This window comes from Pseudomonas sp. FP818 (assembly GCF_030687335.1).
Classification (GTDB): domain Bacteria; phylum Pseudomonadota; class Gammaproteobacteria; order Pseudomonadales; family Pseudomonadaceae; genus Aquipseudomonas; species Aquipseudomonas shahriarae.
On the sequence record NZ_CP117427.1, the window covers coordinates 1524731 to 1538588 of the forward strand.

Genomic DNA, 13858 nt, shown 5'->3' on the forward strand with positions numbered 1-13858 from the left:
CCGATCCCTACTCTGCAGTCATTCAATTGACGGGAACGGTATCGGCATGCACTCCAACACTTCTCGACGAACCTTCGTCAAAGGCTTGGCTGCGGCCGGCCTGCTGGGCGGCGCAGGCCTGTGGCGGCCACCGGTCTGGGCCCTGGCCAGCACCGGGCAGCCGGGTGTGCTGGCGGGCAGCGAGTTCGAGCTGTCTATCGGCCAGACTGCGGTCAATTTCACCGGCCACGTGCGCACCGCGCTGACGATCAACGGCAGCCTGCCAGGCCCGCTGCTGCGCTGGCGTGAAGGCGATACCGTAACCTTGCGCGTGCACAATCGCCTGGCGCAGCCGACGTCGATCCACTGGCACGGGATTATCCTGCCGGCAAATATGGATGGCGTGCCGGGCCTGAGTTTCAAGGGGATCGAGCCGGGCGGGGTGTATGTCTACCAGTTCAAGGTCAACCAGCACGGCACCTACTGGTATCACAGCCACTCCGGGCTCCAGGAGCAACAAGGGGTCTACGGCCCGCTGGTGATCGACCCCAGGGAGCCCGAACCCTTCACTTACCAGCGTGACTACGTGGTGATGTTCAGCGACTGGACCGACGAAGATCCCGCCGCCCTGATGAAAACCCTGAAGAAACAGTCCGATTACTACAACCTGCATAAGCCCACCGTGGGCGACTTCATCAAGGATGTGGCCGACAAGGGCTGGTCGGCTACTGCCGCCGACCGCCTGATGTGGGCGAAAATGAAGATGAACCCCACGGATCTGGCGGACGTCAGCGGCACGACCTACACCTATTTGATGAACGGCCAGGTCCCAGCGCAAAACTGGACCGGGCTGTTTCGCGCCGGTGAGAAAATCCGCCTGCGCTTTATCAACGGCTCGGCCATGACCTACTTCGATGTGCGTATTCCAGGCCTGAAGATGACGGTGGTGGCTGCCGACGGCCAGCCGGTAAAACCGGTCAGCGTGGACGAGTTGCGCATCGCCGTGGCCGAGACGTATGACGTGATCGTCGAGCCAAGCGAGGCGGCCTACACCCTGTTTGCCCAAGCCATGGACCGTACCGGCTATGCACGCGGCACCCTCAGCCGCCAGCCGGGATTACTGGCGCCGGTTCCAGCGCTGGCCCCGCGTCCCTGGTTGACCATGGACGATGTGGGGATGGGCGGCATGGACCACGGCGCCATGGGCGATATGCCGGACATGGACCATGGACAGATGGCCGGGATGGACGGCGGGGTGATGCAAGGCATGTCCGGCATGGATGGGCAGAGCATGGCAGGCATGGACCACAGTGCGATGCCCGGCATGGACCACAGCGCGATGGCGGGGATGTCGATGCAAAGCCATCCGGCCAGCGAAAGCAACAACCCGCTGGTGGACATGCAGGCGATGAGCACCTCGCCCAAGCTCGACGACCCGGGGATTGGCCTGCGAAACAACGGACGCAAGGTCCTGACCTATGCCGACTTGCGCAGCACCTTTGCCGACCCCGATGGCCGCGAACCCGGCCGCACCATCGAGTTGCACCTGACCGGGCATATGGAGAAGTTCGTCTGGTCCTTCGACGGGGTGAAGTTCTCCGATGCCGAGCCGCTGCGGCTGACCTATGGCGAGCGCGTGCGGCTGGTGCTGGTCAACGACACCATGATGACCCACCCCATCCATCTGCATGGCATGTGGAGCGACCTGGAAGACGAAAACGGCCAGTTCATGGTGCGCAAACATACGATCGACATGCCGCCGGGCTCGCGTCGCAGCTACCGGGTGACGGCCGATGCCCTGGGGCGATGGGCCTTCCACTGCCATCTGCTGTACCACATGGAAATGGGCATGTTCCGTGAAGTCCGGGTGCAAGAGTGAGGAGCCGACCATGAACCCTTTATTTCGACCTGTTGCACTGCTGATCGCCACCTGCGCACCGGTGGCGCTGGCCACTGCCCAAACCATGGATCACAGCCAGATGCAGGGCATGGCGCCCGCCAAGCCGGCGGCCACCAGCCACAGTCGCACGCCGATCCCGGTGTTGACCGACGCAGACCGTGCAGCGGTCTACAACGCACCGGGTGGGCACAAGGTGCATGACAGCGGTCTCAACTCGTTGTTTGTCATCAATCAGTTGGAATGGCAGGGCTCCGACGATGGCAATGCCCTGGGGTGGGATGTCAACGGCTGGGTGGGCGGCGATATTGATCGCCTGTGGTTACGCACCGAGGGCGAGCGCGCCAAGGGCAAGACCGAAAAGGCCGAGGTCCAGGCGTTATGGGGGCACGCTATCAGCCCCTGGTGGGATGTGGTGGCCGGTATGCGCCAGGACTTCAAGCCAGGCGACAGTCAGACGTGGGCGGCCTTCGGCCTGCAAGGCATGGTCCTGTACAACTTTGAAGCCGAGGCCACGCTGTTTGTCGGCGACGGCGGCCAGAGCGCCGCGCGCCTGGAAGGTGACTACGACATTTTGCTGACCAACCAGCTGGTCTTGCAGCCCACCGCCGAGGCCAACTTCTATGGGAAAAACGACCCCGGGCGCGGGATTGGTTCCGGCCTGGCAGACACCGAACTCGGGGTGCGGCTGCGTTACGAAATCCGCCGCGAGTTTGCCCCTTATGTCGGCGTGACCTGGAATCGCGCCTATGGCCAGACGGCCGAATACGCCAGGGATGAGGGCGAGGACCGCAACGAGGTGCGCTGGGTCTTGGGTGTACGCCTGTGGTTCTGATGGAACACCACTTTACTAATAACCTGCCGTCATGAGCGGCCAGGAGCCTTGCATGTCTGTGTTTAAAGCGGTTGCGCTGTGTGCTGGACTGTTGATGAGTGTGCCGGTATTGGCACATCCGACGTTGTTGTCTTCATCGCCAGCCGATGGCGCCAAGGGCGCTGCCCCCGCAACCATCGAGCTGCATTTTTCGGAGAACCTGATAACGCAGTTCTCCGGGGCCAAACTGATCATGACCGCGATGCCCGGCATGGCCCATTCACCCATGCCGGTCAAGGCCAGCGTGTCGGGCGGCAGTGATCCCAAGGTGATGCTGATCAAGCCCACGGCGCCGCTGCCGGTCGGGACCTACAGGGTGGACTGGCGTGCGGTGTCGTCGGATACCCATCCCATCACCGGTAATCTGGTGTTCAGCGTCCAGCCATGAGTGACTTACTGGGTATCGCCTTACGGTTTGCGTTGTACCTGGACCTGATGCTGCTGTTTGGCTTGGGGTTGTTTGCTCTGTATGGCTTGAAGGCGTCGGAACGAGTGTCCGGTGTGGTCTTGAATATCAGGGGCTGGCTGGCCGGCACTGCCATCCTGGGCGTGCTGCTTTCAATGGCTTCGTTGCTGGTGATGACGCGGGCCATGAGCGGCGAGCAAGCGTGGCAGGCCCTTGGGCCGCATGTGCAGATGATGCTGTGGCAGACCGAGCTGGGCTTGACCTGGATACTGCGTATCGGGGCGTTGTGGTTCGCGGTGCTGGCTGTTATGGCCGGTGCGGCATGGCCCACCGGCAGTCTATGGCTGGCGACCTGTGCCGCCGGTGTCGCCCTGGCGACACTGGCCTGGGCCGGTCACGGCGCGATGAGTGACGGGGCGCTGCGCGCCTGGCACTTGATGGCCGACAGCGCACACCTGTTGGCGGCCGGCGCCTGGTTCGGGGCATTGGCGGCGTTTGGGCTGCTGTTGCTGCCTGGGAACACGCAGGACATTGCGCCAGTGAGGATCCTGGCCAGGGCGCTGACCGGCTTTGAGGTGGTCGGCGCGGTGCTGGTGGCGGTGTTGATAGTCACTGGCGTGGTGAATTACCTGTTGGTGGTCGGGGCGAAGCTGGACGGGATTATCCAGAGTACCTACGGCATTTTATTCAGCCTGAAACTGGCGTTGTTTGGGGTGATGTTGGCTATGGCGGCACTCAACCGCTTCCATCTGAGCCCGCTTCTGCTGCGGGCGGTGGAGACCGGCGAGCAGGCAATGGCCTGTCGTGCCCTGCGCCGCAGTTTGAGCCTGGAGTTTGGCGCGGTGCTGCTGATCCTGGGGTTGGTGGCAGGGCTGGGGACATTGGGCCCGATGTCGTCCGACTAGGCCGGGCTGTCCTTGAGGCACTTGAGTGCCTGGAAATCGCTGCGCACCTTAGCGATTCTCTGCACCAGCTTCTGGCGTTGTTGCACCGTGCTTTCGGCCATCACGTCCACCAGCAGACTGCGGGCTGCGGCTTCGGTCTGGGCATAGGCCTGGCGATAGTCCGCGGTCCACAGGCTTTCACGGTCCACCAGCAACTGCTCCATCTTGCGTGGGAAGTCGCTGCTGGCCCGTTGATTGACTGCGGCGATGAACTGCGCCTGCCAATGGGCACGGTTGCCGATCCATTGCTGGTTCTGCGCGCCGAGGGCAGTGGACCAGGCCAGCACACGCTCTTGCTGGCTGGCGCTCAATGGGCCTAGCCAGGCATCCAGGCGCTTGCTCATGCGCTCGCTACGCTCCTTGATCTGTTGCTCCAGGGGCGGCTTGAGGTATTCGTTCTGGCGTTTGCCCAGGTCCTTGGTCAGCGCGGCATCCATCTCGCGCACTTGCTGCTCATCCAGCCCGCGCAGCAACTCGATGGCTGATGGGGTGATTTGCCGGGCGACGTCGGCGATTGCTTGCTTGGCTTCAAGGGCGTGGGCTTGCAGGGCGGCGTCACTGACCTGGTGGCTGTCGACCATCTGCTGCAGGCGGTCGAGCCAGTCCAGGTAGCCAGGTAATTGGGTGGTGCAGTGCCAGGCCAGGTGTTCCTTGAGCGTTTCGTTGAACCAGCTTTTCTGCCCGGCGTTCATGTCCAGGTAGTCGTTGAGGGTCCAGGGGATGATCACGTCGAGATTGCGATAGGCCAGGCCCACGCGGTTGCAGCCGGCAAGCAGGGCGCTCAGGACCAGTAAAGCAGCCAGGATTCTTAACCGACGCAGCATGGGCGAGTCCTTGCGCAGACCAGGGATGTTCATCTGAACCCGCCGGGGGCGTGACAGTTCAGCCCATCAATAAAACGACCGCTCGGCCTTTAGGGTCAACAGGCCATCACATTGCGAATTGTGTCCGGAGTAGGCCGAGCAGTCGCTGCCGTTGAGGTTGGAGTCGCTGTAGATCAGGTCCAGGTCCATGCCCATCCACGGTCGGGAAAATTTCACCGACCAGTCGCTGAAACTGCGGATAGAGCCGCCCTCCACCGAGGCCGGGGCGCCCAACTGATGAGTGGTGTACTTCATGCTCACGCCAATGCCAAACGGCTGGGTGCCGCCCAGGTCGGCAAACAGGGTGCTGTCGCGACGGTCGGGGTCATTGCCCAGTGACACGCCAAACCGATTGCCCAGCAGGTTCAGGCCGCCGTAGAACTCCTGGCTGTCGAGGGGGCTCAGCTTGGGGTAGCTGTAGTGAATCATCCCCAGTTCATAGCCCAGGGTCTGGTCGAACGGGCGCTTGAAGCCCATGTAGGAATCGACTTCCAGTTTGCTCGCGGGCGACAGGCCCATGCTCGGAGAGAACTGGCCGAAGTACAGGCCGCTGGCGTGGCTCAGGTCGAGGCCGCCGTGAAACGAGTTGCTGCCCGGTGTGGTGGGTTTGACCAGGCCCTGGGCCATGCTGCGGCCGGGCGTGGTGCCCAGTTTCAAGTCGAAGTCGCCCAGTTCGCGCTGGAACACCTGCGCTTCGGCGAGGGGGCTGGCAAGCAGGGCGCTGACCAGAAAAATACAGGGTTTGAGCACGCTTCACTCCATGAAAAGCGAGGAGCAGTAACGGGAGAAATCGGGCAAATGCCCGTTCTAGACGTGTGCAAGCATACCGGCGAAAGTCAGGTATTGAGACCCGTTCGTCGATTGGCGTGGTTGAATGTGTGTCGGGGGGATGTTGCTGGCTCTAGTCCTAGCGCCTTGATAGGCAAGGCGCTTAGGGACCAGGTGGGGTGCGTAGGCGGCTTGCGCGCTTACTTCTTACCCAGGGTGATCTGCTTGGACGGGCCGAATGTCTGGCCGCTCACGCCCTTGGCGATCTGCTGGATTTCGCCACCGGACTTGAGGAACGCGGCGATTTGGTTGTTGATCGATTCGCTGGTTTCAACGGCGGGAGCTGGCTTTGCTTTGCTGTTGGATGCTTTTACGCGCATGGCGGCCACTAACCTGTAGAAAATTAACTTGGCCAGGCATCGTACATGAAATGCTTGACAATTGCTTGGTAAATATCTCCCAGGAATAAGCTGCGCTATTATAAAAGCCCGAAGTTGGTCTTTGGTCGAAGGCCCTAACTCGCTGTTTTAAATAGAAACCGTGGGTAAAAATAGCACCTGGCCATTGCTGCACGGCGGCAGCTTGACCTGACGAGCGGGGCAATTGTCGGCAAGTGCCCGGCAAACCCGCGATTTTTCAGGGTTGCGCGCCTGGACACGGGACCGCCGCCTTCAACTCGGGTAGAATGCCGCCCACGCAATGAGGGTATTGGAAATGGCTTTAGTCGGGCGCTACAACAGTTTGCAAGTGGTTAAACACACTAACTTTGGTTTGTATCTGGACGGTGAACAAGAGGGCGAAATCCTCTTGCCCAATCGTTATATTCCCAAAGATATTCCCAGTGAAGATGAAGACTGGCTTAACGTTTTTATTTATCTGGACAGCGATGACAAACTTATCGCGACCACTGAAAAACCAAAAGTGCAGGTGGGCGAGTTCGCCAGCCTGAAAGTGGTTGAAGTCAACAGCATCGGGGTGTTCCTCGACTGGGGCCTGCCCAAGGACCTGCTGCTGCCGTATTCCGAAGAAAAACGCCAGCTGACCGCCGGTGAATACTGTGTGGTGCACGTCTACCTCGACAAGCACACCAAGCGCATCACCGCCACCGCGCGCCTGGACCGTTACCTGGACAAGACGCCGGCCAACTACACCGTGGGCCAGGAAGTCGACTTGCTGGTTGCCGAAGCCACTGATATGGGCTTCAAGGCAATCATCAATAACAAGCACTGGGGCCTGATCCACAAGAACGAAGTGTTCAAGTTCCTGCGTCCGGGCAAGGAAGAGAAGGGCTTCATCAAGGAAATCCGCGCCGACGGCAATATCAGCCTGAGCCTGCAGCCGGTCGGCGAGCAAGCGGCGTCCAGCCTGAACTCGAAGATCCTCGCCAAGTTGCGTGAAAACAACGGCAGCCTGCCGGTCAGCGACAAGAGTGACCCGACCGTGATCAGCAACTTGTTTGGCGTGAGCAAGGGCAACTTCAAGAAGGCCATTGGTGCGCTGTACAAGCAGGGGCAGATCGTAATTCACGCTGATCGTATTGAACTAAGCTGATTGCAACCTGCTCTTGTGTAGGCGTCGCTATCGCCGGTCAGCCGGCTCCTGCAGTGGGTCATCGCCATGGGCAAAAAAGTCGTGTTTGCTTACCTCGGTACGTTGTTGGCTTTTTTAGTGCTCGATGGCCTCTGGCTTGGGGTATTGATGGGGCCGACCTACAAGGGCCTGCTCGGGCCGCTGATGCTTGAGCAACCGCGATTGCTCCCGGCGGCGCTGTTCTACTGCCTTTATGTGTTCGGCTGCGTGGCCTTTGTAGTGTTGCCGGCGCTGGCCAGTGGCAGCTGGCAACGGGCTGCCCGCCTCGGTGCCTTGCTTGGGTTGGTCGCCTATGGCACCTACGACCTGAGCAACTGGGCGACCTTGCAAGGCTGGTCTGCGGGGTTGGCAGTGATGGACATGGCGTGGGGCACCTTTCTCACCGCGGCCTGCTGCTCGCTGGGATACTGGGCGGCGCGGCGCGTCAGCGGCTGACCGGCGCCCGGCAATCAACCTTTACCTGGGCGGGGCGTAGCAGTAGCGCTCCGGCCAGTATCAAGCCGCTGCCGGCTAACGTCAGTGCCGGCTGCAAGCCGCCGCTAAAATGGTTGCTCAACGACGCCAGCAGCGGGCCACTTAACTGGCCCAGGGCAAAACATGCCGTCAGCAGGCCGGTGCTCCGTTGCGCGCCGTGGGGCGCAACTTCCCGCGAACGTTGCATCACCAATTGCATGCAGGCCAGAAATGGCAGCCCACAGAGCAATACACCCAGCACCAATCCCACGCCATTGCCCCACAGGCAGGCGAAGACGCCAATCGCTTGCATCCCCAGGGTTGCCATCAACCAGTAGCGTGTGGTGTCGGGGTTGGGCTTGCGCAGACTGACCAGCAACACGCCCAGGGCCGCCGCCAAGCCAAAGCATGGCCAGAACAGGTCTGCCTGCCAGGCGCCCTTGAACTGCGCGCTGGCCATTTGCGACAGGAAGGTGGCCGGAATGATGTAGCCCAGGCCATACAGCAGGTAAATCCAGCCCAGATGCGCGATGCTGCCGTTGCGCCCGGCAGGGGCGCTGCTTTGCGGCGCCCCCTTGTCCGGCTTGGGCAGGAACGGCAGGATCACCAGCAACATGCCCAGGGCGACCACGCCGTACACCAGCCACAGTGTTGCCGAATCCTCGCCCAACAGGTTGGAGGCCAGTGCCAACAATCCCGTCAGCAGGATCCCCAGTCCAGGCCCGGCAAACACCAGTGCCCCCAGCCGCGGGCGCCCGGCGGCAATCGCCAGCGGCTGGCTCAGGCCGGTAATCATCACCAGCACCCAGGCGCTGGCCACACCCGTGCCGAAGCGCAGCAACAGGTGCGACCAGAAGCCGTTGGCCCAGAACGACGCCAGGGTCAGCAGCACACACAACCACAACCCGCCGAGCAACCGTCCGCGTATGTGGTGATGACTGCGCGCGAACATCGAGTCCACGGCCCCCACGAAATAGCCCAGGTAGTTGGCCGCGGCAATCAGCCCGGCGGCGGTCAGGTCGATTTGCCCTTCGCTGAGCAAGTGCGGCATCTGCGGGGTGAGAGCAAAGCGGCCAATGCCCATGGCCATCATCAGGGCGATAAAACTGGCGAGTAAACGAATCAGGGGAGACATGGGCCAAATTCCAGGAAGAAGCGATGACCTCAGGCTAAGGTGGATTAGTGTTCAGTAAAAATGAATAATACTGAGCAACTTGTTCAGTTTAGGAGAAAGGTCGTGGAGTTCAGCCAACTGCGTATTTTCCAGGCCGTGGCCGAAGAGGGCTCCATCACCCGTGCTGCAGAGCGTCTGCACCGGGTGCCATCGAACCTCTCGACCCGCCTCAAGCAAATGGAAGAGCAACTGGGCGTCGAGCTGTTCGTGCGCGAGCGCCAGCGCCTGCAACTGTCGCCTGCCGGCAAGGTGCTGCTCGACTACAGCACGCGCCTTTTGGCCCTGCATGATGAAGCGCACGGTGCCGTGCAGGGTGGCCAACCGGCCGGGGATTTTGTGCTGGGCAGCATGTACAGCACCGCTGCGATCCATTTGCCGAAACTGCTGGCGCAATATCACAAGGCTTACCCCATGGTGAACCTGCAAGTGCAGTCGGCGCCCAGTGGTGAACTGCTCGAAGGCCTGATCACCGGGCGCCTGGATGCGGCGCTGGTGGATGGCCCGTTGACCCTGGCGACCCTGGACGGCGTACCGCTGTGTGAGGAGCGCCTGCTGCTGATCTGCGAGGCGGACCACCCACCGGTACGCGGCCCGCAGGATGTGGCCGGGCGCGCGGTGTTCACCTTCCGACGCAGTTGTTCCTATCGGGCGCGCCTGGAGGCGTGGTTTTCCCACGACCGTGTGGCCATGGGTCGCGCCATCGAGATCGAGTCCTATCAAGGCATGCTTGCATGTGTGATTGCCGGTTCCGGGGTTGCGTTGATGTCCGAGTCGATGCTCGACAGCCTGCCCGGCAAGGACAGCGTGTCGATCCATCCCCTGGCCGAGCCATTTGCCCACGCCACCACCTGGCTGATGTGGCGCAAAGGCATGCTCGGGGCTAATCTCAATGCATGGATTGACCTGCAGCAAGAGGGCAAGACGCGGCCTGTACAAGAGTCCCGGGCGATTGCCTGACCGCCCCGTCAGGATTTGTATCAATTCAGTAATGGTTCGTTGCGGTTTCAGACAAGCATTACGTGGGACTTAGTACTACTATCTGTAGGAAGCAGCCACAGAATTCCAGCTGCTCGGCACTACCCTCAAAGGGGGCACCATGAAAGAAAAACTGCAAAACTGGCTGCACGACCTCGGCGTCGCACTCGGCTTGATCGAGCCACCGCTGCAACCGGTGCCAATCCGCACCGATGACGAACAGCGCCGCCCGCGTCGCAGGTAAGTCCGGAAAAGCGCTCAGACATTGGTGTTTGGGCGCGATCACTCGTCACACTGTCCCTGAAGCACAGTAGATTGGGCGTGCGGTTGTATGCGATTGCTTTGTACCAGTCTAAGTCCGGACTCCTAAATTAAGTTGCGCTCACCTTGTCTGACCCTGGAAGTATTCTGGTCGGACGTTTCTTTTTGTCTGCTCCCTCGACCACTTCCGTGTTTGGACGCTTTATATTCCTGCTCTCTTCAAGGAAGGAAGACAGGGCTATGTCGTGTGTTAACAGTGATGGAATGCTGGTTTCCGCCAAGGTGATACTGCGTCGGTTTTACGCGATTGAGCATGGGGATCTGCACGGTATACATGCTTTAGTTGTCCACCAGACGGATGCACCTACTGCGCAACATACGTTCAACGGCTACCTTGCAAAAGGCAGTGGTGCGCACTTTCTGATTGATAAAAATGGCTTTGTTTACCAGACGGCCAGCTTGAAAAAGCGCTGCTACCACGTTGGAAAGCTCATACGCTCGAAGTGCCTGGCGATTGATAAAAAATCGTGTGACAGCGCCCAGGTGGCCCGTATTCAAGCGTTATCGTGGACTGCGCAGATCAAGGCGTTGGACGCACATGAGCGAGCAAAAAGCTATCCTGAACGCTATCCTGTGAACTCCGACTCTATTGGCATCGAATTGGTGGGCAAACACTTGGATACCTCGCGGTATGAGTCCGTTACCCCCTTGCAGAACCAATCCCTTCAATGGCTCGTCAACGAGTTATATGTTCATTTCAACCTCTCCTCGGGTGATGTCTACAGGCACCCGCAGATATCCTATAAAAACCCGGGTGAAGCCAGTAGTGCGGTGTGGGAATGATGCCGATCAAAGCATGGCCGATAGGCGCATTGCTCGTTCTTGCGGGATGTACGGATCGGCACACGCCCGACCTTGAAGGCATTGTTGTCTCCAGCTTCCAATCCCAAGAACCTGAGAGTTGCCGGCCTTCTGATGTGCCCCTTGATCCAAACCGTGTGCAGGCGTTTTTCCAGCGCGCCTCGAAGATTGATAGCCGCACCCTGCATGACCGTTACGAGTGGGCCCCTTGTTATCTGGAGGGCAACCTGAAGTACAACGGGCATATCTGCACATGGCAGGTTAGGGCGGGAGCTACTGGGGTTATCTGGTGTTCGGCGAAAGAGCAGTACTTTGCCTGTGACGAATGTGGTGATCTGTTTGAAAGACCTGAACAGTAAATAAGAGGGTGGGTGCGACAACCGACATCGCACCCGCTCAAGCCAGCTTCACTCAGGCTGCATCGGCCGCCGCCACCTCTGGCCGACGCGACAGCAGACTCACCAGCACAAAACTCACCACACTCACGCCCAGGCTGTAATAGATCGGCGTGTTTGCCTCCAAGCCATCCTTGACCATAAACACCAGTGACGTGACAAACCCCAATGCCATGGCGCTGATCGCGCCCGCCGTCGTAGCGCGTTTCCAGTAAATCGCCCCGATCAATGGGATCAGCATGCCGCCGACCAGCAGGTTATAGGCCAGGGTCAGTGCGCTGATCACGTCGGTGACTATCAAGGCGATACCCAGCACGGCCACCCCAGTCAGCAGGGTGAACAGGCGGTTGATGTTCAGGCTCGACTGCTTGCCGCCGCGCAGGCGCGGCAGCAGGTCTTCGGTCAGCACGGTGGACGCGGCGAGCAGGCCGGCGCTGGCGGTGGACATCATCGCCGCCAGGGCCGCCGCGATCACCAGGCCGCGCAGGCCATCGGGCAACGACAGTTTGACGATGGCGGCGAAGGCGTTGTTGACGTTGTCCAGGTCCGGGATCAGCACATGGGCGGCCATGCCGATCAGGGCGCAGGCCAGGCCGTAGAGGATGCAGTAGAAGCCGGCGAAGGTTCCTGCGTACTGGGCGACTTTTGCGTCACGGGCGGTAAACACCCGTTGCCAGATGTCCTGGCCGATCAGGATGCCGAAAAAGTAGATCATGAAGTAGGTGATGATGGTGTCCCAGCCGATGCTGGTGAAGCTGAAACTGGCCGCCGGCAGTTTGGCCACCAGTTCATCCCAGCCGCCTACGCGGTACAGGCAGATCGGCAGCAGGATAAACATCAGGCCGACGGTCTTGATCACAAACTGCACGATATCGGTTAGCGTCAGCGACCACATGCCGCCAATGGTCGAATACACCAGCACCACGCCACCACCCAGCAGGATGGCGGCCCAGAACGGCAGGTCAAACATCACTTGCAATACGGTGCCGATCCCCAGGATCGAGGTCACCGCCAGCATCAGCGCATAGGCCAGCATGATCAGCCCGCTGGCCTGGCGGGCCGTGGGGTTGTAGCGCTGCTCCAGGACCTGGGTCACGGTGAAGATTTTCAGCTTGAGCAAGGGTTTTGCGAGAAACAGGTTCAGCGCAATGATCCCCGTGCCCAGCGCCGCGCAGAGCCAGAACCCGGAAATACCATGCACATAACCCAGGCGCACGCTGCCCACCGTGGACGCGCCGCCCAGCACCGTCGCGGCCATGGTGCCCATGTACAGGGTCGGCCCCAGGTTGCGCCCGGCGACCAGGTAAACTTCATGGGTCTTGGCCCGGCGCATGCCGAAATAGCCGAGCACGAGCATGCCGGCGGCGTAGATAAGTACGACGAATAGATCCAGAGCCATGGTGGCGCCTCTCCAGTTATTGTTTTTATGGACTAATCAGGTGACGCGCTACATCAACGGTGCGTGACTCCAGGCAGTACGCAGAGCATTTCGTACAGCAGGTTGGCGCCCAGCAACGAGGTGTTGCCGGTGGTGTCGTAGGGCGGCGAAACCTCCACCAGATCACAACCAATCAGGTCCAGGCCCTGGCAGCCCCGGATGATCTCGATCGCCTGGATGGTGGTCAGCCCGCCGATTTCCGGGGTGCCGGTGCCGGGCGCCCAGGCCGGGTCGATGCCGTCGATGTCGAAACTCAGGTACACCGGGCCGCCGCCGACCTTTTCCCGGACTTCGGCCATCAACGGCGCGAGGGAGTGGTGCCAGCATTCTTCGGCCTGGACCACGCGGAACCCCTGTTTGCGGCTCCAATTGAAGTCTTCGGCGGTATAGCCCTGGGCGCGCAGGCCGATTTGCACCACACGGTCGCAATCGAGCAGGCCCTCTTCGACGGCCCGGCGGAAGGTGGTGCCGTGGGCGATTTTCTCGCCGAACATATGGTCGTTGACGTCGGCGTGGGCGTCGATATGCACCAGCCCGACCTTGCCGTGTTTCTTGTGGATCGCCCGCAGGATCGGCAGGGTGATGGTGTGGTCGCCGCCCAGGGTCAGCGGGATTACGTTATGGCCGAGGATCTCATCGTAGGCTTCTTCGATAATGCGCACGGCGTCCAGCAGGTTGAAGGTGTTGATCGCCACGTCGCCGATATCGGCCACCGACAGCGAGTCGAACGGCGCAGCGCCGGTGGCCATGTTGTAGGGGCGGATCATCACCGACTCAGCGCGGATTTCACGCGGCCCGAAGCGGGTGCCGGCGCGCAGCGAGGTGCCGATATCCAGGGGCACGCCGACAAAGGCCGCATCCAGGCCGGCGGCGGTTTGCAGGTGGGGCAGGCGCATCATGGTGGCGATGCCGGCAAAGCGCGGCATTTCGTTGCCGCCCAGTGGTTGGTGAAAGATCTTGTCCACGGCAGTGCCTCATCG

Annotated in this window: 16 protein-coding genes; 10 read left to right on the forward strand and 6 right to left on the reverse strand. The window is 60.8% G+C overall.

Features of this window, described 5'->3' with window-relative positions; all coding sequences use genetic code 11:
* Positions 1 to 46 precede the first annotated feature (46 nt).
* From PSH80_RS06875 to copD, 4 genes are read left to right on the forward strand one after another with little or no spacing between them, the layout of a single operon-like run.
* The gene (locus PSH80_RS06875; protein WP_057958831.1) at positions 47 to 1858 is read left to right on the forward strand and encodes a copper resistance system multicopper oxidase; all 1812 of its coding nucleotides are present in this window, start codon (positions 47 to 49) and stop codon (positions 1856 to 1858) included.
* A gap of 10 nt (positions 1859 to 1868) precedes the next feature.
* Positions 1869 to 2711 (forward strand): copper resistance protein B, encoded by an 843-nt coding sequence (locus tag PSH80_RS06880; RefSeq protein ID WP_057958832.1) that lies wholly within the window; start codon positions 1869 to 1871, stop codon positions 2709 to 2711.
* Between the two features lie 52 nt (positions 2712 to 2763).
* Positions 2764 to 3138, forward strand: a complete 375-nt coding sequence (gene copC / locus PSH80_RS06885; RefSeq protein WP_057958833.1) for a copper homeostasis periplasmic binding protein CopC — start codon at positions 2764 to 2766, stop codon at positions 3136 to 3138.
* Positions 3135 to 4061, forward strand: a complete 927-nt coding sequence (copD, locus tag PSH80_RS06890; RefSeq protein WP_057958834.1) for a copper homeostasis membrane protein CopD — start codon at positions 3135 to 3137, stop codon at positions 4059 to 4061. The genes copC and copD overlap by 4 nt, the downstream gene beginning before the upstream one ends.
* Here the strand turns inward: copD and PSH80_RS06895 are convergent.
* The 3 genes from PSH80_RS06895 to PSH80_RS06905 form a co-directional block, all read right to left on the reverse strand.
* Entirely contained in the window at positions 4058 to 4924 is an 867-nt protein-coding gene (locus tag PSH80_RS06895) for a DUF6279 family lipoprotein (RefSeq protein ID WP_057958835.1), read from the reverse strand. The genes copD and PSH80_RS06895 overlap by 4 nt on opposite strands.
* A 66-nt stretch (positions 4925 to 4990) precedes the next feature.
* Positions 4991 to 5713, reverse strand: coding sequence for a TorF family putative porin (locus PSH80_RS06900; protein WP_057958836.1), 723 nt, complete (start codon positions 5711 to 5713; stop codon positions 4991 to 4993).
* A 218-nt stretch (positions 5714 to 5931) separates the two neighbouring features.
* Positions 5932 to 6111 (reverse strand): hypothetical protein, encoded by a 180-nt coding sequence (locus PSH80_RS06905; protein ID WP_007946007.1) that lies wholly within the window; start codon positions 6109 to 6111, stop codon positions 5932 to 5934.
* Positions 6112 to 6445: 334 nt separating this feature from the next.
* Here PSH80_RS06905 and PSH80_RS06910 point away from each other — a divergent pair, with 334 nt between their 5' ends.
* Together PSH80_RS06910 and PSH80_RS06915 are read left to right on the forward strand one after the other, a co-directional pair.
* The gene (locus PSH80_RS06910; RefSeq protein WP_029292380.1) at positions 6446 to 7282 is read left to right on the forward strand and encodes a S1 RNA-binding domain-containing protein; all 837 of its coding nucleotides are present in this window, start codon (positions 6446 to 6448) and stop codon (positions 7280 to 7282) included.
* A 66-nt stretch (positions 7283 to 7348) separates the two neighbouring features.
* Positions 7349 to 7756: a DUF2177 family protein gene (locus PSH80_RS06915; RefSeq protein ID WP_305419639.1), complete on the forward strand. Its 408-nt coding sequence runs from the start codon at positions 7349 to 7351 to the stop codon at positions 7754 to 7756.
* Here the strand turns inward: PSH80_RS06915 and PSH80_RS06920 are convergent.
* Positions 7746 to 8909, reverse strand: coding sequence for a YbfB/YjiJ family MFS transporter (locus PSH80_RS06920; RefSeq protein ID WP_198818392.1), 1164 nt, complete (start codon positions 8907 to 8909; stop codon positions 7746 to 7748). The genes PSH80_RS06915 and PSH80_RS06920 overlap by 11 nt on opposite strands.
* A 102-nt stretch (positions 8910 to 9011) precedes the next feature.
* Between PSH80_RS06920 and PSH80_RS06925 the strand changes: the two genes are divergently transcribed.
* From PSH80_RS06925 to PSH80_RS06940, 4 genes are all read left to right on the forward strand, one after another.
* The gene (locus tag PSH80_RS06925) at positions 9012 to 9905 is read left to right on the forward strand and encodes a LysR family transcriptional regulator (protein ID WP_057441212.1); all 894 of its coding nucleotides are present in this window, start codon (positions 9012 to 9014) and stop codon (positions 9903 to 9905) included.
* Positions 9906 to 10044: 139 nt separating this feature from the next.
* Positions 10045 to 10167, forward strand: coding sequence for a PA1414 family protein (locus PSH80_RS06930; RefSeq protein ID WP_003210728.1), 123 nt, complete (start codon positions 10045 to 10047; stop codon positions 10165 to 10167).
* A gap of 281 nt (positions 10168 to 10448) precedes the next feature.
* Entirely contained in the window at positions 10449 to 11027 is a 579-nt protein-coding gene (locus tag PSH80_RS06935; protein ID WP_225923844.1) for an N-acetylmuramoyl-L-alanine amidase, read from the forward strand.
* On the forward strand, positions 11024 to 11404 hold the full coding sequence (locus PSH80_RS06940; protein WP_178112939.1) for a hypothetical protein: 381 nt from the start codon (positions 11024 to 11026) through the stop codon (positions 11402 to 11404). The genes PSH80_RS06935 and PSH80_RS06940 overlap by 4 nt, the downstream gene beginning before the upstream one ends.
* Positions 11405 to 11456: 52 nt before the next feature.
* On the opposite strand, the gene PSH80_RS06945 is transcribed toward PSH80_RS06940, so the two are convergent.
* Both PSH80_RS06945 and speB read right to left on the reverse strand, forming a co-directional pair.
* Positions 11457 to 12839: a sodium:solute symporter gene (locus PSH80_RS06945; RefSeq protein WP_305419642.1), complete on the reverse strand. Its 1383-nt coding sequence runs from the start codon at positions 12837 to 12839 to the stop codon at positions 11457 to 11459.
* Between the two features lie 53 nt (positions 12840 to 12892).
* Positions 12893 to 13843, reverse strand: coding sequence for an agmatinase (gene speB / locus PSH80_RS06950; protein ID WP_120732183.1), 951 nt, complete (start codon positions 13841 to 13843; stop codon positions 12893 to 12895).
* Positions 13844 to 13858: the final 15 nt, after the last annotated feature.